The following is a 22,292-nucleotide window of genomic DNA, read 5'->3' on the forward strand; positions in this document are numbered from 1 at the left end:
AAGTTAGTAACATTTTGTAAGACTTTGTAAAGCAAATTCAATATCCTTTTCTGATGATTGATCATCTTTTCTATTTCTATACACACTAAGAATCTTTTTGATTAAGCTTGCTTGATAATATTCTTTTGAAATCTCATGCTTTTTGAGTTTTTGTGTATCTTTGATTATAGATTTAATAGCAACTTTTCTACTTAGAGTATAAGGAGTAAGTGGAAATAGTTTAAATGCTAACCAAAGACCTGTACATCCAACAATTGAGCTCATAGCTATAGTAAATGATGAAGTGATTTCAAAACTCATATGATTACTTGGCTGAACCATAGATACAAATCCTAAATAAAATCCAAGACTATACATCTGTAATTTGGGGATATTGAGTGTGACTATAGGAATAAGTAGGACAATTAATAAAATTAAAATCAATAGCTCAAAATACCCAACAGCTTGTGAGAGTAAATTTAAAGTTATAAAGATGCTTATTGGTATAGATATTATTATGCCTATGATGTTTTTTCCAATTGCATCAGTAGGATTAGGCGCTGATATAAAAAGTTGTGATAATACACAAGGCAAAATAATCATCATCAGCAAGCTTGAGTTACCATCCGTACTAACCCATATATAGTACATAACTAAGAGTAGACTTACAGTCCTAGCCGTAGCGATTAGTGTGACAATCGGATTGGTGTATCTTATGAAGCTATATGTGATATTATTTTGATTACTTACGAGTTCTAAATTTTTATAACTAGATACTAAATCGATAAGTTTTGTTATGACTTTAGTTAATTTTTGATTGTCGGTGATGATTTTAGGATTATCATTTAAACTATCAATATTATTTAAGCTACTAGCGATTGTTTTTAAGTGATTTTGTAAGGTAGGGTTATTTTTTGTTTTAGCTAAACTTTTTCTTAATGAGTGTACAGCTTCTATTAGCTCGACAACAGCGTTTGAAAATACAAGATAATTACTCTTATCTAGGTTTTCATATTTTGCAGCACTTAAGTCATTATCAAGAGCTACAAGGCTATTAAGAATTCCTTCAACTTTTAAGTTATACTTTTGATTATTTATAAAATCCTGTGTAGAAAACATTTCTTGTATATATGTAGTAGTAAGATTAAGTACTTTATTAGAGTGATTTTTTAATGTCTTTTGTATTTTGACTGGAAATATGTAGTAATTTACAAAACATGAGCAGATACAGCCAATAGATATTTCAGTTACGCGAGAGAATCCAGTATGAAAAATAGTCTCTTCAGTAGTGAGATTAGGATTAGCTATAGAGTAAAAAACAATTATTATGCAGGTAACATTTGCTAGTGCTAAAGCATAGATAAAGTTCGGGTGAGACATATTGGCAGAGAAGAATATAGATATAGATATAAACGTACATAGAGCCATTAGGGCTAATACAGGAAAAGGCAAAAAAAATGTGACTATCAAAAAGCCAACAAACACTCCAATAAAGGATACAGCTATTAATAAAAGTGCTTTTTCAATAATAAAACCGGTCTCTGGTCGAGTTTGTAAAAATAGTGCAGAAATCATAGCCCACATTGGCTTATCCAAGTTTAGACTCATAGAGATATATAGAGCCAGAGTCAAAGATATACAGCCCTTAATTGTATAGATGGCATTTTCTTTATTTATAATTGTTGGTAGCTCATCTAATATCTTTTGTATCATTGTATTGTTACCGTTGCGTTAATACCGGATATTAAGTTGACACTTTTAGGTATCACATCTAGAGCTATATCAACAGGTATTCGCTTAGATAATCTTACCCAATCGTAGGTCTGCTGTACTTTAGGTAATAGTTGGCTGTTTACATCTGTATTGTTATCAGCTACTGCTTTACCGATACTTATTACATGTCCATGTAGTAGCTCTCCACCACTCATTAATTCAATATTTGCTTTATCGCCAATTTTTATATTAGGTAGTTTAGTTTCTTCAAAATATCCTGTCACATAGAAAGAATTAGCTTCAACTAAAGACATTACCGGTTTTGCTGCTACAACATAGTTTCCTTGTCGTAGCTCAATATTGTTTATGGTGCCGTCAGCTGGGGCATATACACTTGTTCTGTCTAGATTAATCTTTGCAAGTCTAGCTTCAGCTTTTGCTTTTTCAAGATCGGCTTTTTTTAGTTTCACTTGCATATGATACTCATCAAGTGTATCAAGGCTGATTGAACCATCTTTGCCAAGTTGTTCTCTACGTTGATATTGACGATCAGCTAGCTCCCATAGCATTATAGCATGCTTAAGCTCTGCTTCTTTTTCATCTAGAGTTGCTGCATATCTATCTCTATCTATAGTGAAGATTAATTGTCCTTTTTTTACTTTTTGGTTATCAAATACGTATATTTTGGTTACAAATCCAGAAACATCTGGTGCAATAGTGATAATGTTGGCTCTAATTCGACCATCTCTTGTCCACGGTGAGTATAGATAGTATCTCCATATTGAATATAGTGAGAATAAAGCAAGGCAAATTATAATAATGCTAATAGCCGTTTTAGTTTTTTTATTTGGCATTTTAGTTTCCTATTAGTAGCATGCTTAAGCCTAAATAACAGATAAATAATGCAAGGTTAAACCAAGATAATTTAAGATCTATATAGTCGTGTATGATTTTGGGTATTGCTAGATTTGTAGTGATAGTCAATATTGCTGCAATAGCCAAAAATAATATTATTGGAGAGATTAGTAAACCATCAAAAGTAATCACAGGCATATCAAGCTCCTTATTCGGATGAGACTTTTTTTAAATGTTTGTGGGGATAAATATTTATGTAACTTTCCTGAAAACAATTGTATGATACACTGTATCGCAAAATGATACAATAATGTTTTGGTAATTTCATATAAAAAAAGTTATTATTAGTCAAAATATTGTTAAACCTTTGAAATTATTAACTTTTTATGAGTAATGAAAAAAAAATCCAAGTGATTAGTAGGGCTGTCAATGTACTACAAAGTATTAGTGATGAGCCTGGTGGGATGAGCTTGGGAGATATAGCAAAGAAAGTTGATTTGCCACGATCTACAGTGCAAAGGATAGTTGCTGCCCTTGAAGCAGAAGGATTCACAAGAAGTGAAGGTGCTGGTAAGATTTTACTTGGATCCGGTATTTTTAAGTTAGCTTCATCATCTTATGCAGATATTGTTTCTTTGACACAAAACTCATTAAGAAAGCTTAGTGAAAAAATACGTGAAACAGTTGTCCTGACACAATCTAATAATACAGATCTTATTATAATGCATCGTTTCATAGCAAATAGGGAGCTACAAGTAATTCCAAGAATAGGTGTACTTGAAAAACCAATTTATTATACTGCCTCTGGTAGGGCTTTATTAGCACTATATTCAGATGAAGAAATTATTGATATCTTCGGTGAAGAGGTTGCTAATAATAAGGAACTATTTGATAAGCTTGCTAAGATTAGAGAAGATGGTGTTGAATATGATTATGGCAAAACAATAGAAGGCATAGTCAGTACGGCAGTAGCTGTAAATACATTTTTAGGTAGTCTTGGTGTTTCTATTCTTGTACCTCAATATCGTTATGCAGAAAATAAAGATTTTTATATCAAAGAGCTTTTAAAAGTTAAATCTAAAATTTTAGCAGATATAGGTGTAAAACATTCTGAATAGATTGATCAATCAATCAAATCTTCTAGTATAAACAAATTGACAATCTATAGTTATATGAGAGAATTCGAAGATTAAAAAATCTTAGTTTAAAATATAAATAGATGTCTACTAATGACTGGAAAAAAGCCCTTAAAGAATCTTTCTATTCACCTTTAGAGTTATTAGAGTTTTTGGAAATAGATAGTGAAGAAGCCAAAGTTTCATTAAATATAACCAAGAAATTTAAAATGATAGTGCCTAGATCATTCGCTAATAGAATGCAAAAAGGTAATATCAATGATCCATTGCTCAAACAGGTTTTGCCAACTATCGATGAAGAAGTGATAGATCAAGCTTATAGTAGTGACCCACTTGATGAAAAAAATTATAATAAAGTGCCAGGACTATTACATAAATACCATGGTAGAGTTCTACTGATATCACAAACAAGCTGTGCTATACATTGTCGCTATTGTTTTCGTAAAGAGTTTGACTATAAAGAAAATATCCCCGGTAGAAAAGATTGGTTAAAAGCATTTGAATATATAGCAAATGATCAAACTATCGAGGAGGTTATATTAAGTGGAGGTGATCCTCTTTTGAATAATGATGAGGTGCTAGAGTTTTTTATAGAAAATATCCAGCAAATATCTCATATCAAAAGGCTTAGGATTCATTCAAGAATACCTGTAGTATTACCAGAGCGAATGACTAATAAACTTTTGAAAATTCTTTCAGAGCACAGGCTTGATACTGTATTAGTAATACATGTTAATCATCCAAATGAGTTAGATGATGGTATTAGAGAGGTTTTAAAAGAAATACACAAGCATGGCATAATTATCCTAAATCAAAGTACATTACTTAAAGACATAAATGATGATGCTAATGTATTATATGCTTTGAGTACAAAACTTATAAATGCTAAAGTGATTCCGTACTATATACACTCACTAGATACTGTCTCAGGAACTAAACACTATAATGTTGATTGTGCTAAAGATATTATGAAAAAGCTTTCAGAAATTTCATCAGGATTTATGGTACCTATATTGACTAAAGAAATTCCAGGATATCCATCGAAGAAATGGCTATCTTTTCATAGCTAATTAAAAATTGTTGATGTTATAAAATCTTATAAAAATAAGTAAATCAATCATACTTGTCTTTAGATTTTTAGATAAATTTTTATCCTTATTTGTAAGTTATAATAAGTTTGAATCTATATACTTATAACAAAACTGACCATCCTATTTTTATCTATATAGCCATTTTATAGTATATACTGTATGTATGTGGAATTATGTTAGGTAATAATTCTATAAAATTCATTCTTAGCTAGACCTTTAATTATCGGCTTTTTTTGATCTGTCGAACTTTTAACACTGATACGAAGAAATATTTCTACAGGTCTTATAGTGTTGATAAATATAAAAGGTACTAATATATGAGTAAGCAACTATATGGAGTTATAGCGACTTCAAGCGATCAAAATGAACAGAGATTGCCAATTAATCCAGAGCTATTATTGAAAATACCTAGAGATATTAGAAATAGTCTTGTTTTTGAAGCTGGTTATGGAGAATCTTTTGGTATTTCTGATGAAAAAATTGCTAGCTTAACAGCTGGAGTAGTTTCACGCCAAGAAATATTAGAAAATATTGGCAATATAATATTGCTAGCTCCATCATCAAAAGATCTAGCTCAAATTAAAGAGGGTGGTACAATCTGGGGCTGGACAAATTGTGTCAGAGATAAAGAGATAGCACAATTAGCTATCGATAAAAAACTAACACTAATTTCTTTTGAATCTATGTTTTCTTGTGATAATGATGAAAAAATAAAGAAAAATGTATTTCATGAGGCAAATGAATTAGCAGGCTATAGCGCTGTGTTACATGCTCTTAGTTTAAAAGGTATCGATGGTAGATATGGTAATCAAAAGAGAATATTAGTAATAGGTTTTGGATCAGTAAGTCGAGGAGCTATACATGCTTTATTATCTAGAGAGTATAAAGATATAACCGTATGTACACGCTATAGTATCGCAACATTACCGAATGTAATCAAGGGGTGTAAATATATTACAGCACCCCAAAATATATCTGATAGCAAGAAGTTTGTCGAACTACTTAATAAATCAGATATTATAGTAAATGGAATCTCTCAAGATCTAATAAAACCAACAATGTTTATAAAAGAAAAAGATCTTGAGAAAATAAGTCCTAAATGTTTGGTTATAGATCTTAGTTGTAATGAAGGTATGGGATTCTTTTTTGCTAAACCAACTACGCTTAATAATCCTATGTTTAAAGTAGGGACTATAGATTATTATGGAGTCAATCATGCATCAAACTATCTTTGGGATAGTGCTACTCGATCTATATCTAAAATAATAAATGATTATTTAGCAAATATTACTTTAACCAAAGAAAATAAATCAAAAATCAAAGTATTATCAGATGCTACAGATATAAAAGACGGATTAGTTAAGAATAAAAAGATAATTTCATTCCAAAAGAGAGAAAAAGAATATCCTTATAATTATAAATCATAAGGATAATTAGATTAGATAGATTTTATATTAACAGCAGCCATTTTGCCTCTGTTTTCTTCTACTTCAAAGCTTATTTTTTCACCTTCACGTAGAGAGCTTAAACCAGCATTTTCAACTGCACTGATATGAACGAATACATCTTTACCACCATCTTGTGGCTCTATGAATCCGAATCCTTTAGATGTATTAAAAAACTTAACTGTACCTTGTCTCATTGTTTTATTTCCTTTTGTTTTGTTGTTTATATAAGTTAAATCACATTGGGCTTAGTTTCAAACTTTAACGATTTACTTATAAAGGATAGAATATTGGAAATAAACTTCTGATATATTAGTGTCGTAGTAGTCAAATAAAGTTACAATATAAATAACTGTTACTAATCATATAGTATAAAAGTGTTAATTGAAAGCTTTTTAATGAAATTTCGGTATTTTGGTTAAATCAAAATCTTCTTCATATTGATCTATGTCTTTCAAGTATAAGCATAAGTCCTGAAAATCCAAACAGCTTTCTATCATCGATGATTCTTTATTATCATTAAAATCTCTATCTGTCATATGGTTTATTAAATTAATAAACTGCTCCATAATTTCAGTATTTAATATACTCATTTCTGCTGCTTGAGCTATACTTATTTTTTTTGATTTTCTTATTTTCTTAACTAAATTAGTTATATCATGAAAAATAATTTCTAGCATTTTATTATTTTCAAAATCAATGAATGTACTTTTTGGATCAATCATTATAAATCAACATTATTAAATAGATGATTATTATACTCTGAAATAAGAGCATAATCTTGGTTATATTCATATATGTTACGTAATATGTATCTTTAGAGGATACTTTGTATTACTATTAGTAGGGTATAAATAAAATAAAGCCTCTAAATCTTCTTTAGATACTTCATTGCTATTTTGCTAATAATATTTTTAACCTTAAAAGAACTTTAATAGTTCTTAATATTCTAAAATTAAGAGAGGATAATATGCCAAGAATAATAGTTGACCCAAAAAAACCTTTTGATATTAGTTTAAGAAACTTCAAAAGAGCTTGTGAAAAAGCGGGCATCAAGCAAGAACTTCGAGATAGAAAAACTTTTGTAAAACCAACCCAGAAGAGAAAAATGGCTAAAAAAGCAGCTATTAGTAGAGCTAAGAAAGAAGCAAGAAGATCTTATTCTTATTAATTTGTTTATTCTTAGTTCAATTTATAATTTCAAAGGATAGATATGTTTGAGCTAGAAGTTGTTAAAGATGATTTTAACTTTGCAGAGCAAATGTAATAAGAAAAAGTTTTAAACCAATGGATTATGTATACTAGCAAATTATAAAAATAGAGGAATAAAAATACTATCCCAACAGTCTAGCGACTGCCAACCCTTCAAAATTTGAAGAAGAATTTCGGTAAAATGAATTATTCCCCTTCATTAGAAAAGGGTGGATTGCTAAGCACGACGGTGTAGTTCTTGAAAATAAAGTTATGAGAGTATTTCTCCCACTAATAATAGATCTCTGTGCCACTTCGATTCCGTTCATTCACTAGAGGTATGACAGTGTTTTTAAGTTATATCCCTTATTTATGAATTTAGAGCATGATTAAATCAATAGACTTTAAAATGCTAAACTTAACTGCCTATCATCAATCTCCCCAAGTTTTACACCTATACCAATTAGTCGAATATGGTAATTTTGTTTTTGATGTAACTCAATTATTAGATTTTTTAGGACTTTTTTATCTAGTGTTTTTGCTACTCTAGTCAGACTTGTTTTATTAAATTTTGTATCTGTAAATTTGACAACAATACCGATTATAGATTTATAATGCTCTTCAGTCATGCGACTGGTCAATTTATCATATAGGTTAGGTAGTTTCTCTAGGCAAGCTCCGAGAGTCTTTAGATCTTCTAAATATGTATTTTCAACACTTACAGATTTACGAATCCGTACAGGGTTAACTTCACGATTATCAATACCTCTAGCATAGTTATATAAACTGCTCCCAAATTTACCAAACTTATCTACAAGAGTAGCTAAGCTTAGTTGTTGCAAATCTAGGCAGGTTTCAACATTCATACTTTTTAGTTTTTCTTGTGAGACTTTGCCAACACCAAAAAGTTTCTTAACTGGCAGATTTTTAACAAAATTATTAACTTGTTCAGGAGTGATTACATATAATCCATTAGGTTTGTTAATATCACTAGCTATCTTAGCAAGGAGTTTATTTGGAGCTACTCCAGCTGATCCTGTAAGGCCAGTTTTATTAAAAATTTCTTGTTTGATCGCTTGAGCAATTAATGTTGCACTATTTTTATATGCTGCAACATCTGTAACATCCAGATACGCCTCATCAAGAGATAGAGGCTCAACCTTGTCTGTGAAAGTGTAGAATACCTCTCTTATAATCGAAGATGCAGCTTTATATTTTGCAAAATCAGTATTTAAAAGTATTAGATTAGGGCATTTCTGCATAGCGATCGCTGTAGGCATAGCTGAGTGTATTCCATATTCTCTAGCTATATAATTACAAGTAGATATTACCCCTCGCTTGGGGTTGGTACCACCTACAGCAAATGGTTTATCTTTGAGGCTTGGATTTGCTTTTTCCTCAACTTGAGCAAAGAAATAATCCATATCAATATGTATGATTTTTCTTGTTTTACTCATAAGGATATTTGCTGTATAAGTTTCTGGTTGAGAACTATTAGCTATTATACACTCTAATGGTTTATAGTTTTTAATTTAACTTTTGCAAAGTTTATTTATACAAATGATCTTTAAAATTAATTATTTAATTAGAATTATTTCTTATATTTTAAGTTCTATATAACTTTTTATTATATCGGATATAAATAAAATTTAAATTTAAATTTTAATTTACAATATATAATCAGCTAATTAAAATTTTATACCAATTCCTTAAATGAAAATTAAAGGTTTTTCATTAATTGAAATACTAATTGTAATAGTTATCATATCAATATTGGCTGCAGTAGCTATACCTGCATATTCTAATTATCAAATTAGATCAAAGATCACATCAGAAATTGAGAAATTAGGATCAGCTAAAGCTATGGCATCAGAATATGCTTCTAACAATAATGGTGACTTAGATTATACTGTAGATGATATTGGGGTTTTACCGAGTGGGTCTAGTATTAGCGATAATGGAGCTTTGGTACTTGATACGAGTAGCATTGTAGCTGATTCATCAGTATCACTAGTTCCTACTGTTTCTTCTGGATCTATAGTATGGAATTGTACAGCTACAGGTCTTACAGAATCTCAGCTTCCTCGTATTTGTCAAGAGTCTGATGGTATTGCAGATCAAGCGTCAGGAGAGGAGGCTGTGGCACCTGCTGAAGAAGCTGCAGTTGCACCTGAGGAAGCAGCTGTAGTTCCTAGTGTAGGAGATGGTTTTGATATGAATTTGATACAAACTTCGGATCTTTTTGCGGGTCAACCTTGTGATCCATCTGGTGGTATGACTTGTATAAATTATGCTGATGATAATACGATACAAACTGATGAGGAGGGTTCGTTTGTTATGTATAATTATACTGGCGCAGGTACTGGTAGGAGCTATGAGGAACCAGTTATGAATGGAGAACCATTCGAAATGGTTGTTCGTGAAGGTGATGGAATTATAGTTGGTAATCCTTTTACAGCTACAAGAACTTTTACTTCAGATGCAGAAATTGAAGCAGCAGTAGCATCAGGTGAGATATCCCAAGAAACAAAACAGCAGATTGACTTAGCAAAAAGCATAGCGCAAAATAGTGATAGTATATCGTTATGTAATGCAAGTCCTACGCATGTACTTTGTCAATAATTTTACACTTATAAATATCTGCAAATTCATCAACATTTGCATCTTCTTGCCATGAGTATTCTAACTCAATACTTTTTTGTTTAGCAACATCATAGCCTAAGATATCCGCGATAAAAACAAGAGACATATCTATGCCTGCACTTATACCAGAGCTTGTATAAATATTACCATCTTTTACCCATCTGGCTTTGTCGATCCAGTTTACATCTGGAGCTATAGATTTTGTCCATTTTAGAGCTTTTTTATTAGAAGTAGCTTTTTTGCCATTAAGCAGATTTGTTTGTGAAAATAAAGATGAACCTGTACAGACTGTAAGTATATATTTAGCATTATTTGCTAATCTAGTTAATTCAGTTATTAATTTTGTATTGTATATTAACTCTCTTGTACCAATACCCCCAGGCACAAATAATATCGAGTCTTTTGAATTAGCATCTGAGAGTTTTTTGGTGTTTATACAGACATTTTGACTACTATATACATTACCTCCCTCTAGAGAATAATACTCAAGTTTGAAGTGTTCTTTGAAGCTCCCAAAAATCTCAACTGGTCCAAAAACATCTAAAGTTTCAAACTCATTAAATAAGACAATAATTACATTTTGCATCATAGATACCAATACAGATAAATGCTTTGATTAGTATAGCATTATTAGATCTGTAAAATGATTTATAAAAATACTAAATAGTGTAAACTTTTAGTCTATATTTTATAAAGGTATTTTTTATATGTTGTTGATTTCTATAAAAATAATATTATCAGCTTTAATGGTACTAGGATTAATATATATATCCGAGAAAAGTCCTAGATTAGGAGGTTTATTTTCTGGTTTACCACTTAGTGTTGGTCTTTTTACTTATTTTTATGCGCGTGAGAATGGTCTACAGTTTTTGATAGATTCAATGCCCTATGCTTTTGCAGGATTCTGTTGTACTTTGTTATTTACAATAGGGTTCTATTTAGGTGGCAAATTATTTCTTAATAATCGTTATTTTAATACTTTAAGCGCTCTTTTTGTCGGTTTTATTATTTATTTTATCAGTGGCTATATTCTTACAAAATTTAGTATTAATATATTCTCTGGTTTCATGATATTTTTGGTCGCCATGTTTATCACGATTCTTTTTTTCAGAAGAGTTGCTGATAATAAGCATATAAAGGTAGCTGTTAAGCTTAAACCAGCTAATAAACTAATTGTTATTACATTTAGGATTATTTTAGTTGCTTCTTTAGTCTTATTGATTACTGGAGTATCTCGTATGGTAGGTCATGAGTGGGCTGGGATCTTTTCATCATTTCCAGTTATGTTAACATCCGTGACTACAGTTTTGATATTTACATACAAAGATCAGCTATTTCCAGGAGTATTAAAACATTTCTCTTATGGGGTTTCTATATTATTAATCTATGATTTATTAATATATTGGTTATATCCAATTATGGGTATTAATTGGGGTACTGTAGCCGCTTATATTGTTTGCTTTGTGTATCTATCATTACTAAATAAGCTAAATCAATAGCTTATATTTGAAAATCACTTTTATATAAATACTCAACGTATATAATTTAGCTAATGAAATACTTATATTAAAACAAATGATTTTCTTTAAAAATGTATCTTATCAAGTAGAGATAAAAGAGCTTTTTGATAATATTAACTTCTCAATCTTTCCTAATCAAAAAATAGGTCTTGTGGGCAAAAATGGTACGGGTAAAACGACACTTTTTAACCTTATAAAAGGCAATTTAACACCAGATAAGGGCGATATTGAGATTGCTAAAAATACCCGTATAGTTACTGTTAAGCAAGAAGTTGATGATTTCGATGCTAAAGTAATAGATTATGTAGTCAATGGTATAGAACCTTTAAAACAATTGAAGATCCAAATGCAAAAATCTTTAGAGTCTGAGAACTTTGTAGATTACTCAAAATATCATGAAGAATATGAATCTTTAGGAGGTTATGCAATAGAGTCTCAAGCTGGTAAATTGCTCTCAGGTTTAGGTTTTAGTATTAGCCATTTGCAACAAAAGGTAAAAGAACTCTCAGGTGGTTGGCAGATACGTTTAAATCTTGCTCAAGCACTGCTACAAGAGTCAGATATTTTACTACTCGATGAACCTACTAACCATTTAGATTTAGATGCTGTACTATGGTTAGAAGAGTATCTACAAGAATATAAAGGTTCTTTACTACTTATTTCACATGATAGAATCTTTCTAGATAATGTTGTCAAGCAAATATTTCATATCGATAATAAGAATATAGATACTTATACTGGTAACTATTCATCTTATGAAAAGCAGTCTTATGAGCAAAAAGTACTACAACAAAAGCAGTTTGAGAAACAACAAAAGCATATAGCTCATTTACAGAGTTTTGTTGATAGATTTAAAGCTAAAGCATCAAAAGCAAAACAAGCACAAAGTCGTGTCAAAATGTTAGAAAAAATACAGCGAATAGAAGCTGTTAAGTCAGATTCTGAATTTAGCTTTGAATTTAAGCAAGTTAAAGAGCATCTTGGAGGTACTTTGGTCAGTTTACAAAATACTGATCTTGGTTATGGCGATAAAAAAATTCTTAATAACGTAAAATTAAATATCTATAATGAAATGCGTATAGGTCTATTGGGTCTAAATGGGGCTGGTAAATCAACACTTATTAAATCTCTTATTGGAGATATTGAGATTTTATCAGGTAAGATAGAAAAACACCCAAATCTTAGAGTAGGGTATTTCTCGCAACATTCTTTAGATATGCTTGATCCTGAAGCCTCACCATTATTGCATATGCAACGCTTAGACTCACAAGCAACTCAAGAAAAGCTTAGAACTTTTTTGGGTAGTTTTAACTTTGTAGGAGACAAGGCTTTAGCAAAGGCAGGAACTTTTTCTGGTGGCGAGAAAGCTAGATTAGCTCTAGCAATGATTGTATATCAAGAGCCTAACTTTTTATTACTAGATGAACCAACAAACCACTTAGATATAGGCGTTCGAGAAGCTTTAACTGTAGCATTACAGAGCTTCCAAGGAGCTATAATATTAGTTTCGCATGATAGATTTTTATTAGAATCAACAGTTGATGAGTATATGCTAGTTGGTGAAGGGCAGGTTAAGCCTTTTGATGGTGATATGAAGGACTACTATAAGTACATTCTTGAAGTCAAAAAATCTGAGAATAATATATCAAATATAGCAGTACAATCTAATAATGATTCTAAAAATCAGGATAGAAAATTATCTGCTGATAAGAGAAAGCAACTTAAGCCACTTCAAGATAAAGTCAAAAAACTTGAAAGGGCATTAGAAAAATTACAACAGCAAGATCAACAAATGCAAGAGGCTCTCCAAAATCAGGATTTATATGATGATAAACAAAAACTTCAGCAAACTTTACTTGATCATTCTCAGCTAAAAGAAAAAATAGAACAAACTGAATTAGAATGGTTTGAAGCTTTAGAAGAACTTGAGGTTTTAAAAGAGTAAATAGTAGTTATGTTTTAAATTTTTGTAAGAGATATAAAAAAACTAATTATGAGAAAAATTAATAAAAAGTAGAATTAGTGCTGGTAAGCCTCATCCCAATTACCAGTTAGACCTGCAACCTCATATTCTGTTACTCGGTTTTCAAAGAAGTTTGTATGATCAGCACCGTTTAAGATCCACTCCAACCAAGTAAGAGGATTTTTATCAATATTATATATTTCATTCAAACCAAGCTGATTTAAACGTCTATCTGTAATATGACGAATATATTCTTTTACTTCATCAGCTTTTAGACCTTCGATAGTACCGATCTCATAAGCTAAATCAATAAATTTATCTTCAAGCTCAACGGCCTTGCTAGCCATTAGATATATTTCTTTTTTAAATTGATTATCAACTATATATGGATTTTCTTGGCAGTATATTCTAAATAATGCAGCATTACCTTCGACGTGCATAGATTCATCACGGATTGACCACTCAACGACTTTACCCATACCTTTCATTTTACCAAAGCGTTGGAAGTTAAGTAACATTGCAAATGATGCAAATAAGGCTACACCTTCATTAAATACTGTCTTAGCAAGACACAATCCCAAACCACGACGGGTATTAGGATTAGCATCCATCATAAAGTCAATTTTATCTGTCATTGCCTTATACTCTAAGAAAGCATGGTATTCAGAGTCAGGAAGACCAAGAGTATCATTTAGAAGGGCGTATGCTCTTTGATGAATACCTTCACGAGCAGCAAAGGAGCCGAGCATATTTCTAACTTCATTATTTTTGAACAATGGTATAAACTGATCATAGTAGTTTTGACCAACGGCTACATCAGATTGTGTGAATAGTCTAAGAATATTAGTAATATATTCTTTTTCAACTTTAGTGATTTTGCCATTTTTCCAATCAGTAACATCTTCTGACAAATCAATCTCATCTTCTATCCAGTGAGCTTTTTCATGTTTGACAGTTAGATCAACAGCCCAAGGATAGCTAAAAGGTTTATACGTTTTTGAAAAGGTTGTTAATGATGAACCTTTAACACGAGCGATAACCTCGCCAGCTCTAGCCATAAGGTTATCATAGCCACCTATATGAACATCGCCAATAAATATCTGTGGAACAGACTTAATATGCTCTTCAACAAGAAGAATATTCTTATTTACTTCAGCATAGAAATTTAATCTTTCTTGATCATCATCAAGAGTAATTTGTGTAAAAGGAATATCATTCGTGCCAAACCAGCTTTTAGCAAGGTCGCAAAAAGGGCAGTTCGTTTTTGTATATATTTTTACTTCCACCATTATTTACCTATTTTTTAGCTAAGATTTCTGTTGCATTGGCCTTAAGATCTGTAAAGCCACCAATATGCTCATCATCAATAAATATTTGAGGTACTGTTGAAATTGGGAATGCAACTTTACCACTTTGATTCATTTCTTCATAGAATCTAAGACGTTGAGAATGATCGTCTATTATAGTTTCTTCAAAAACTATTTCATTTTCATCAAACCACTGTTTAGCCCAAACACAAAATGGACAGCCATTTCTTGTATATATTTTTACTTTCATTTCTTATCCCTCACAAGCGACACATTCACTCTCAGATTGTTTTAGTTCTGAGAATTCTACAAGCCTATTCTTTTCAACTTTTTTAGAGATGTTTTCCGCTCTATTTGAAGTCTCAGTTCTCAAATAATATAGTCCCTTACAACCATATTTCCAAGCATTGAAATGCACTTTGTGAATATAACCACGTGAAGCACCAGCTGGAAAAAATATATTCAGAGACTGCCCTTGACACAGATGTTTTTGTCTTTGACCACCTAAGTATACTACCCAATCTTGATCCATTTCAATAGCTGTTTTGAATACAGACTTAATTTCATCGTTTAAGAAATCTAGTTGTTGGACCGAGCCACCATTAGTAATAATATCTGACCATACCTCTTCAGTATTTTTGCCAATTTTTTCTAGTTCTCTTTCTAGATATTTATTTTTTGTTAAGTGTGAGCCTACTCTAGTTCTAGATGTAAAAGCATTTGCTTTCCAAGGCTCTATACTTGGAGAAGTATTTAATATTAAGGAGCTATTAGCATTAGGAGCTATTGCTAGTAGATGAGCATTTCTGCGACCAGTACCAGCCATATCAGGAGCTTCTCCTTTTTCACGACCAAGTATTAGAGTTTCTTCTACAGCTTGTTCTTTTATACGCTTAAATATCTCTTCATTAATCTCTTCTGCTCTTTGAGATTCAAAAGGAACATTATGCTTTTGTAAATAAGAATGAAAACCCATAGCACCTAAGCCAAGACTTCTTTCACGAGAAGCACTATATCTAGCTTTAGCGATTTCATCACCTGCGTGATCTATAAAGAATTGTAGAACATTATCCAAAAATCTTATCAAATCTTTGATAAGAGAGGTATCTTTCCACTCATCATACTTTTCTAAATTAACTGAAGATAAACAACATACAGCTGTACGCTTTTCATCAGTTACTAAATGGATCTCGTTACATAAATTAGAACCTTTGATTCTTAAACCAAGTTCTTTTTGAGACTTTGGTAAAGCTCTATTTGCTGTATCAATAAAGTTTAGATATGGTTCACCAGTACGATAACGCGTTTCAAGTATAGTTTCCCATAATTTACGAGCTTTTATGGTATCTCTAACTGTTTTATCATCTGGATCTATAAGTTTCCAATCTTCATCATTAGCGACTGCCTGCATGAAGTCGTCAGTTAAGTTGACAGCATGGTGTAGGTTTAAGCATTTTCTATTTACATCACCTGTTGGAACACGTATTCCCACAAACTCAACTATATCAGGATGAGATATATCCATATATGCAGCATAAGAGCCTTTACGAGTTTTACCTTGTCTATAAGCAACCATGTCTGCATCAACAGTATGCATAAAAGGTATCGGTCCAGGTGCTTTGTCAGAGACAGCTCGGACACTTGACCAGTGACCGCCGACTCCACCACCTTTTACTGATAGCCATCTTAGTTCAGATGAGTGCTCAATAAGCCCCTCTAATGAATCAGGCACATAAGACAAGAAACAACTAATCGGTAATGATTTAACTTTTGCGCCTGGAAGTGGTGCATTTGAAAGCACCGGAGAAGCAAACATAAACCAGCCTTTAGATGCAGCATCATATATACGCTGAGCAAGATTAATATCGCCAAAAGAGTATGCTACAGAAGCTCTTGCAAAGGCATATTGTGGAGAAGGCTCATTCTCAAGACAATAATAATTAGTAAGTAGTTGCTGTGCTTGTTCTGAAAGCTCGCGATCCTTAGATATATCAATATCTATGCCAAGGTATTTTTCATTAGACATAATAAACAAAAACCCTATTTAATTTAAAGTATTTTCAATAAATACCAGATTACACATAAACTATACTAATCTAGTATAATTGAAATTTTAATTAGTGAAATTTTATCAATTTTTTATAATTTTAGAATACTAAAAAGTCAAATATTATACTTGACTTTGTTGAATCAGTTATGAGATGTAGACAGTACAACACTTACTGTCTAGACTTGTCAGAAAATTAATTTGCTAAAATTTCAGCAGCAGCTTTATTTAACTCTTTAACAGCGTTGATAGATACTTGTAGTTGCTCTTTTTCTTTTTCAGAAATTTCAACATGTATAGGTCTTACACCATTTGCAGAAATCTCAGTAGGCACCCCTACAAATAGATCTTCATCAACTCCATACATGCCAGCTTTTATTTTTGCAGCACATGGAAGAATCATTTTTTTATCTCTTAGATAACTTTCTGCCATTTGGATTCCTGCAGCAGCTGGAGCATAATAAGCAGAACCAGTTTTTAGTAGAGCTACAATCTCACCACCACCATTTCTAGTTCTAGCTACTATAGAGTCTAATCTTTCTTGGCTAATTTTACCTTCTTTGACTAGTTGCTCTAGAGATACACCCGCAACATTAGACATTTTTGTAAGAGGTACCATAGTATCACCATGTCCACCCATTACATAAGCTTGAACTTGTTGTACAGAAACATTTAGCTCATCTGCTAAGAAAGTTCTAAATCTAGCTGAATCTAGTACACCAGCCATCCCAACGATTTTATTATCAGGAACACCTGAGAATTTTTGTAGCATATTTACCATAATATCAAGAGGGTTTGTGATACATATTACAAATGCATCTGGGCAGTTGTGTTTGATACCTTCACCCACAGCCTGCATTACTTTGATATTAATGCCAAGTAAGTCATCGCGAGACATACCAGGTTTTCTTGGTACACCAGCTGTTACGATTACAACATCAGAGTGTTCTAGATCTTTATAATCATTTGTACCTCTAACTTTGAAATCAACCCCTTCGATAGGGCAAGTTTGTAATAAGTCTAGAGCTTTACCCTGAGGCATGCCTGGAGCTATATCAAAAAGAACTACATCGCCTAGTTGCTTGATTAGTGATAAATGAGCAAGTGTTCCACCAATATTACCAGCACCAATAAGCGCTATTTTTTTTCTAGCCATTAAAATCTCCTTAATTATGCTAAAAAATTAATCAAAAGATATCCGTGTAATTATAACTAATAGTTTGGCTGTTATCCAATGAAAACTTTTGTAACGATTATAGTTTATAATTATAATAGTTTTCAATAAAACTTATTTAATCATTTGTATGCTAAAAAAAGTCATCAACAATATTGGGTTACTGGTAGGGATTTGTGGTCTAATTATATTTATGTTTGGCTTGACTGAAACAAATATTAATCATAAAAACCTTATAGTATTTTTTGCAACTTTTTTCTTGTTTTTATCAGCCATCATTCAAAAAGAACCATTTTTTAGTGGTTTGCAAGGTATTGCATTTGTAAGTGCTATAATGGTTTTTTTTAATTTTTCTCAAATATATAACTTGGCAATATTTGTATTGCTTGCAGTTGTTTTTTTAATTATTTATTTTAGTAAATATAAAATAAATATCGCTAGAGTTTGTGCTTTTATAGGGCTTGTGGCTTTGTGTTTTGGTATACTATTAGGTAGAAATGAGCCTATGGTAGTATGTGGTATAGTGTTAGCTGTATATGCGATATTTTCTATTAGAGAAGGCTATTCTGTGGGTTGGGTATTTTTGATACTTAATCTGCTTTTTTCAGTTGTCGCTGCTAATGCGCTATTTGGTTTTATTTAACTAGGAAGATCAGTTATGAGAAAATTATCTTTTTTAGATAGAGTTGTAGAAGAAATTGATAGTTATGCAAGATTTACAAAATATCCTCTTAATCCTAATAGAAAGTCACCAAGCGCTAATACAGTAGATGGTCAATTATCGGATAATGATAAAAAACACGCTGCTGGATTAATGCGAGTGGATTATACAGGAGAGATTTGTGCTCAAGGACTTTATAGAGGGCAGGCATCTGTAGCAAAATCGGCACAAACCAAAGAACATTTATATCATGCTGCTGATGAGGAATATGACCATCTAGCATGGTGTGCGGAACGACTAGAAGAACTAGGGGCTAAGCCAAGTTTACTTAATCCTTTTTGGTATTGGGCATCATTTGGAATAGGGGCAACTGCGGGCTCTATTAGTGATAGTTTAAGTTATGGTTTCGTTGTAGAGACAGAAAAACAGGTTATGAAACACTTGGATTCACATTTGAAAAATTTGCCAGTGAATGATAATCGCTCACGAGAGATACTTAAACAAATGTATCTTGATGAATCAGAGCATGCTGTAGAAGCACAGAAGGCAGGGGGTAAAAAGTTACCTAAACCTGTAAAAGCTATAATGAAACTTCAGTCAAAAGTAATGACTACATTGGCGTATAGATTTTAGATCTTACAGTCTTTAAGCTGAGATTTATAAAGAGCTGTATAAGCTTTAACTTTATTTGCTATATTTTTATCCTCTTCAATCTTGGCTTTATTTTTGAATGTACCATCTTTGTAGCGTTTGAACCCAGTTGCTCCAAGCATATATGCGATATATAGATTTTCGCTATCACTCATTTTAAGTTTTAAAGATTTTGCAAGTTGCGACATATACCAGCCTATAAATTGTACGCTATCATCAAAATTATTTCTTTTGGCATTTGGCTTAACTTCATCTTGAAAATGTTTCCATGTGCTATTTATTGCTTGGGCATAACCGTAAGCTGTTGAATAGTTACTTTTTGCCTCAGCATCAAAGCGAGATTCTTGATAGATTAATCCCATTGCAAAAGCAGGAGAGAGGTTATATTTGTCTTGAGCTTTTTTAAGAGATGATTTCCAGCTAGGATTCTGATCTAGTATTTCACAAGCTCCCATATTAGCGTCAACTTGTATATCAGATGAAGTATTTGAGAAAAAAACTGCGACAATAACAATTATTATAATAAGTAGTATGTACCTAAGTCTGATCTTTTTTGGCATTCTTTAAATAAATTTTGGTTGTATTCTATTTATTAGGGTAAATGATATAGAAACGTATTTCTAGGGTTTGAAATATTTTTATTTATTAAATTCATCGCCAACAATATCGTTGATAACAATGCCTGCTATTGTGAGACCAAATAGTGATGGCATATAGCTGAGGGTTCCATTTGTTGCTCTAGATCTACCTTGTTGATTTGGCTCTGGATCACTTGGTGGAAGAGGATCAATGCCTTTTTGTGTTGAGAATACTGCTTTGATGCCCTTAGAAACATACTGTTTTTTTAATCTTGTTCGCATCGTTCGTGCTAGGGGGCATACGTCAGTTTTATATATATCTGTGACTTTTATTTGTGTGGGATCAGTTTTGCCTCCAGCTCCCATACTTGATATTGTTTTTAAACCTAGATCTTGATGAGCTATTTTCACGAGATTAACTTTAGCATTAAGAGTATCTATAGCATCAATTACATAGTCGTACTTCTCATTGCTAAGTAGCTCAAGGGTATTTTCTGGATTTATAAAAGTTTCTAAAGCATTAACCTTACAAAGTGGATTAATATCAATGATGCGTTGCTTCATAACTTCTACCTTAGGCTTACCAATAGTGCTATGTAAAGCAATAAGTTGGCGGTTAATATTTGATGAATCAACTCTGTCCATATCAACTATAGTAAGATTACCAATCCCCGCTCTAGCAAGAGCTTCAATCACATAAGAACCAACGCCACCACAACCTGCTACAAAAATATTTGCATTCTCAAGTTTTGTAATTCCAATTTCATTTACTAAAATACTAGTTCTTTGAGTAATTGCATCAATCATAATCTTATAAGTATACCTTATTCATATCATCAATATATTTATATGCGAAAATATTAGCATAAATTTCACCAGATATATGATCAACATCAGATATATTGAAGTTTGTAAATGGAATCCAGCTTAAAATACTAGTAGCTATTATTTGTTTATTATCTAGAGTGAAACCTGTGACATTATCATTGGCATCTTTCATGAATTTATCATAATTGAGAACTGTAACCACAGAATCCTCTTTAAGACTGAATAGAAATAGTGGTGTAGTTGTAGTTTTACCATAATCTATTATATCTGCATCTTTCATGGTTTGTATAAGTTCGTGATCTTTGAAAGTTTCTTTATTAAATAAATCATACATTGAATTATTTCCACTAGGAAAATAGTAATGAGATGCTGACTTTTGAGGATATTTACGATAGATAGAGTTATAAAATATGGCTAAAACAAAAGAAAATTCTGAAAACCTCTTTAATTTAAAGATATCTTGTAAATTATATTGTTTCCCATTTATATTACATAAAAATTGAAATGTACAATCCATGTTGAAGAAATTTTTATCAAAATCATTTATGCTAATATTTTTTTCAATATTACTATAGAATAGATATCCTATCATCGCATTAGTAATTAGAGCAGGCTTGAGCATAGTAGTTAATGATTTGTTATGTAGTTTATATTCTTTTACATTATTATTATCGATTAAAAAATTAAGAGTAATATTTGATATGTCGTAAGCTCCTGCTAAACCAGCTGCTGCTATGTAGTTATATAGAGTATCTAATTTACTTACATTCGGACAGTTTTTTTCATTTTCAAAACATTTTGCTGTCCATATTGAGTATGCACCGCCCTCAGAGTAACCAGCAGAAAAAAAGTTTATTTTTGTAGTAGATGATAAATCATATTTTTCTCTAATAATATTTGCAGAGCTATTAAGTAAATCAATAGCAGAATTAACAGTTTGTTTCGGATAAAAAACATAGGGATGATAATTAGAATAGTCTATGCCTTGGCCAATATAATCAGGAGCAACAACTATATAGCCATTTAAAGCATATATGGCAGCATATAAGTTATCGAACATTTGTGTAGTTATATTTTTACTTTTAAAGTTTGATGGAATGCCTGAATTATTAAAAACAGTTGGATGATAATATAAAATTATACCTTTGGGTTTATTTGTATTTGGCATCATTAAAAGTCCAGAGACTTTTGATGTAATTTCACCTGTGGCTGGGAAAGTATTTGTTGTGTAATATGAAATTTTGTCTAATGTAACTTCATTGATATTTTTATCTGCAAAATTATCAATATCTATTCCAGATAGTTTAGTTATATTTGTAACATTATTATTACATGCACTTTCAGAAACAGTTAGATTACAGAAATATTTATTTCTATAATTATCCTTGATGTCTTTAGCTTGCCATATACCAGTAGCTATTACATTTGCAGAAAGTAATTGGTAACTGATAGTTATGATTATTAAACAAAATAAGAGTTTTTTATACATTGATATCAATATTGTAAAAAT

At 31.5% G+C, this 22,292-nt stretch carries 23 protein-coding genes; 9 read left to right on the forward strand and 14 right to left on the reverse strand.

Translation table 11 applies throughout. The annotated features are described in order from the left end of the window. Nucleotides 1-3: 3 nt before the first annotated feature. Genes FTPG_RS06400 through FTPG_RS06410 form a run of 3 tightly spaced genes read right to left on the reverse strand, consistent with a single transcriptional unit; the run spans nucleotide 4 to nucleotide 2,745 of the window. Nucleotides 4-1,692 carry an FUSC family protein gene (locus FTPG_RS06400; RefSeq protein WP_004287614.1) on the reverse strand — a complete coding sequence of 563 codons (1,689 nt, stop codon included), beginning with the start codon at nucleotides 1,690-1,692 and terminating at the stop codon, nucleotides 4-6. Then, the gene (locus FTPG_RS06405; protein ID WP_004287615.1) at nucleotides 1,689-2,546 is read right to left on the reverse strand and encodes an efflux RND transporter periplasmic adaptor subunit; all 858 of its coding nucleotides are present in this window, start codon (nucleotides 2,544-2,546) and stop codon (nucleotides 1,689-1,691) included. The genes FTPG_RS06400 and FTPG_RS06405 overlap by 4 nt, the downstream gene beginning before the upstream one ends. Nucleotide 2,547: 1 nt before the next feature. Then, on the reverse strand, nucleotides 2,548-2,745 hold the full coding sequence (locus FTPG_RS06410) for a hypothetical protein (RefSeq protein ID WP_004287616.1): 198 nt from the start codon (nucleotides 2,743-2,745) through the stop codon (nucleotides 2,548-2,550). Nucleotides 2,746-2,933: 188 nt separating this feature from the next. Here FTPG_RS06410 and FTPG_RS06415 point away from each other — a divergent pair, with 188 nt between their 5' ends. The 3 genes from FTPG_RS06415 (at nucleotide 2,934) to FTPG_RS06425 (ending at nucleotide 6,201) form a co-directional block, all read left to right on the forward strand. Next, nucleotides 2,934-3,665 carry an IclR family transcriptional regulator gene (locus tag FTPG_RS06415; protein WP_004287617.1) on the forward strand — a complete coding sequence of 244 codons (732 nt, stop codon included), beginning with the start codon at nucleotides 2,934-2,936 and terminating at the stop codon, nucleotides 3,663-3,665. Nucleotides 3,666-3,766: 101 nt separating this feature from the next. Continuing rightward, entirely contained in the window at nucleotides 3,767-4,753 is a 987-nt protein-coding gene (gene epmB / locus FTPG_RS06420) for an EF-P beta-lysylation protein EpmB (RefSeq protein WP_004287618.1), read from the forward strand. Between the two features lie 338 nt (nucleotides 4,754-5,091). Further along, nucleotides 5,092-6,201 carry a N(5)-(carboxyethyl)ornithine synthase gene (locus FTPG_RS06425; RefSeq protein ID WP_004287619.1) on the forward strand — a complete coding sequence of 370 codons (1,110 nt, stop codon included), beginning with the start codon at nucleotides 5,092-5,094 and terminating at the stop codon, nucleotides 6,199-6,201. An 11-nt stretch (nucleotides 6,202-6,212) separates the two neighbouring features. Here the strand turns inward: FTPG_RS06425 and FTPG_RS06430 are convergent, their stop codons facing one another. Further along, nucleotides 6,213-6,416: a cold-shock protein gene (locus FTPG_RS06430; protein WP_003033554.1), complete on the reverse strand. Its 204-nt coding sequence runs from the start codon at nucleotides 6,414-6,416 to the stop codon at nucleotides 6,213-6,215. A gap of 198 nt (nucleotides 6,417-6,614) precedes the next feature. Then, on the reverse strand, nucleotides 6,615-6,944 hold the full coding sequence (locus FTPG_RS09900; RefSeq protein ID WP_012280914.1) for a hypothetical protein: 330 nt from the start codon (nucleotides 6,942-6,944) through the stop codon (nucleotides 6,615-6,617). 245 nt (nucleotides 6,945-7,189) lie between these two features. Between FTPG_RS09900 and rpsU the strand changes: the two genes are divergently transcribed. Continuing rightward, a complete protein-coding gene (rpsU, locus tag FTPG_RS06440) occupies nucleotides 7,190-7,390 on the forward strand; it encodes a 30S ribosomal protein S21 (RefSeq protein WP_004287621.1) in 201 nt (66 codons plus the stop codon). Between the two features lie 424 nt (nucleotides 7,391-7,814). On the opposite strand, the gene dinB is transcribed toward rpsU, so the two are convergent. Further along, nucleotides 7,815-8,867 carry a DNA polymerase IV gene (gene dinB / locus FTPG_RS06445; protein ID WP_004287622.1) on the reverse strand — a complete coding sequence of 351 codons (1,053 nt, stop codon included), beginning with the start codon at nucleotides 8,865-8,867 and terminating at the stop codon, nucleotides 7,815-7,817. Nucleotides 8,868-9,123: 256 nt separating this feature from the next. Here dinB and FTPG_RS09580 point away from each other — a divergent pair, with 256 nt between their 5' ends. Continuing rightward, complete coding sequence (locus FTPG_RS09580) at nucleotides 9,124-10,032, forward strand: pilin (protein ID WP_004287623.1); 909 nt, start codon at nucleotides 9,124-9,126, stop codon at nucleotides 10,030-10,032. On the opposite strand, the gene FTPG_RS06455 is transcribed toward FTPG_RS09580, so the two are convergent. Next, nucleotides 10,010-10,639: a DJ-1/PfpI family protein gene (locus tag FTPG_RS06455; RefSeq protein WP_004287624.1), complete on the reverse strand. Its 630-nt coding sequence runs from the start codon at nucleotides 10,637-10,639 to the stop codon at nucleotides 10,010-10,012. The two genes, FTPG_RS09580 and FTPG_RS06455, sit on opposite strands and share 23 nt — an antisense overlap. Before the next feature lie 121 nt (nucleotides 10,640-10,760). Between FTPG_RS06455 and FTPG_RS06460 the strand changes: the two genes are divergently transcribed. Both FTPG_RS06460 and FTPG_RS06465 read left to right on the forward strand, forming a co-directional pair. After that, a complete protein-coding gene (locus tag FTPG_RS06460) occupies nucleotides 10,761-11,552 on the forward strand; it encodes a hypothetical protein (protein ID WP_004287625.1) in 792 nt (263 codons plus the stop codon). 76 nt (nucleotides 11,553-11,628) lie between these two features. After that, nucleotides 11,629-13,518: an ABC-F family ATP-binding cassette domain-containing protein gene (locus tag FTPG_RS06465; protein ID WP_004287626.1), complete on the forward strand. Its 1,890-nt coding sequence runs from the start codon at nucleotides 11,629-11,631 to the stop codon at nucleotides 13,516-13,518. A gap of 74 nt (nucleotides 13,519-13,592) precedes the next feature. Here FTPG_RS06465 and FTPG_RS06470 read toward each other — a convergent pair whose 3' ends face one another. The 4 genes from FTPG_RS06470 to mdh all read right to left on the reverse strand — a co-directional run bounded on the left by FTPG_RS06470 (nucleotide 13,593) and on the right by mdh (nucleotide 18,046). After that, nucleotides 13,593-14,825, reverse strand: a complete 1,233-nt coding sequence (locus FTPG_RS06470; protein ID WP_004287627.1) for a ribonucleotide-diphosphate reductase subunit beta — start codon at nucleotides 14,823-14,825, stop codon at nucleotides 13,593-13,595. A gap of 7 nt (nucleotides 14,826-14,832) precedes the next feature. After that, a complete protein-coding gene (locus FTPG_RS06475) occupies nucleotides 14,833-15,093 on the reverse strand; it encodes a glutaredoxin (RefSeq protein WP_004287628.1) in 261 nt (86 codons plus the stop codon). Between the two features lie 3 nt (nucleotides 15,094-15,096). Beyond that, on the reverse strand, nucleotides 15,097-16,869 hold the full coding sequence (locus FTPG_RS06480; protein WP_004287629.1) for a ribonucleoside-diphosphate reductase subunit alpha: 1,773 nt from the start codon (nucleotides 16,867-16,869) through the stop codon (nucleotides 15,097-15,099). Between the two features lie 217 nt (nucleotides 16,870-17,086). Then, nucleotides 17,087-18,046 carry a malate dehydrogenase gene (mdh, locus tag FTPG_RS06485; protein WP_004287630.1) on the reverse strand — a complete coding sequence of 320 codons (960 nt, stop codon included), beginning with the start codon at nucleotides 18,044-18,046 and terminating at the stop codon, nucleotides 17,087-17,089. A 148-nt stretch (nucleotides 18,047-18,194) separates the two neighbouring features. Between mdh and FTPG_RS06490 the strand changes: the two genes are divergently transcribed. Both FTPG_RS06490 and coq7 read left to right on the forward strand, forming a co-directional pair. Beyond that, nucleotides 18,195-18,707: a hypothetical protein gene (locus tag FTPG_RS06490; RefSeq protein WP_004287631.1), complete on the forward strand. Its 513-nt coding sequence runs from the start codon at nucleotides 18,195-18,197 to the stop codon at nucleotides 18,705-18,707. A 15-nt stretch (nucleotides 18,708-18,722) separates the two neighbouring features. After that, nucleotides 18,723-19,358, forward strand: a complete 636-nt coding sequence (coq7, locus tag FTPG_RS06495; protein WP_004287632.1) for a 2-polyprenyl-3-methyl-6-methoxy-1,4-benzoquinone monooxygenase — start codon at nucleotides 18,723-18,725, stop codon at nucleotides 19,356-19,358. Here coq7 and FTPG_RS06500 read toward each other — a convergent pair. From FTPG_RS06500 to FTPG_RS06510, 3 genes are all read right to left on the reverse strand, one after another. Then, on the reverse strand, nucleotides 19,355-19,936 hold the full coding sequence (locus FTPG_RS06500; RefSeq protein WP_004287633.1) for a transglycosylase SLT domain-containing protein: 582 nt from the start codon (nucleotides 19,934-19,936) through the stop codon (nucleotides 19,355-19,357). The genes coq7 and FTPG_RS06500 overlap by 4 nt on opposite strands. 78 nt (nucleotides 19,937-20,014) lie before the next feature. Next, a complete protein-coding gene (locus FTPG_RS06505) occupies nucleotides 20,015-20,761 on the reverse strand; it encodes a tRNA threonylcarbamoyladenosine dehydratase (protein WP_004287634.1) in 747 nt (248 codons plus the stop codon). Nucleotides 20,762-20,765: 4 nt separating this feature from the next. After that, the gene (locus FTPG_RS06510; protein WP_004287635.1) at nucleotides 20,766-22,271 is read right to left on the reverse strand and encodes an alpha/beta hydrolase family protein; all 1,506 of its coding nucleotides are present in this window, start codon (nucleotides 22,269-22,271) and stop codon (nucleotides 20,766-20,768) included. Nucleotides 22,272-22,292 lie beyond the last annotated feature (21 nt).

Source organism: Francisella philomiragia subsp. philomiragia ATCC 25015 (assembly GCF_000156715.1).
Taxonomy (GTDB): domain Bacteria; phylum Pseudomonadota; class Gammaproteobacteria; order Francisellales; family Francisellaceae; genus Francisella; species Francisella philomiragia.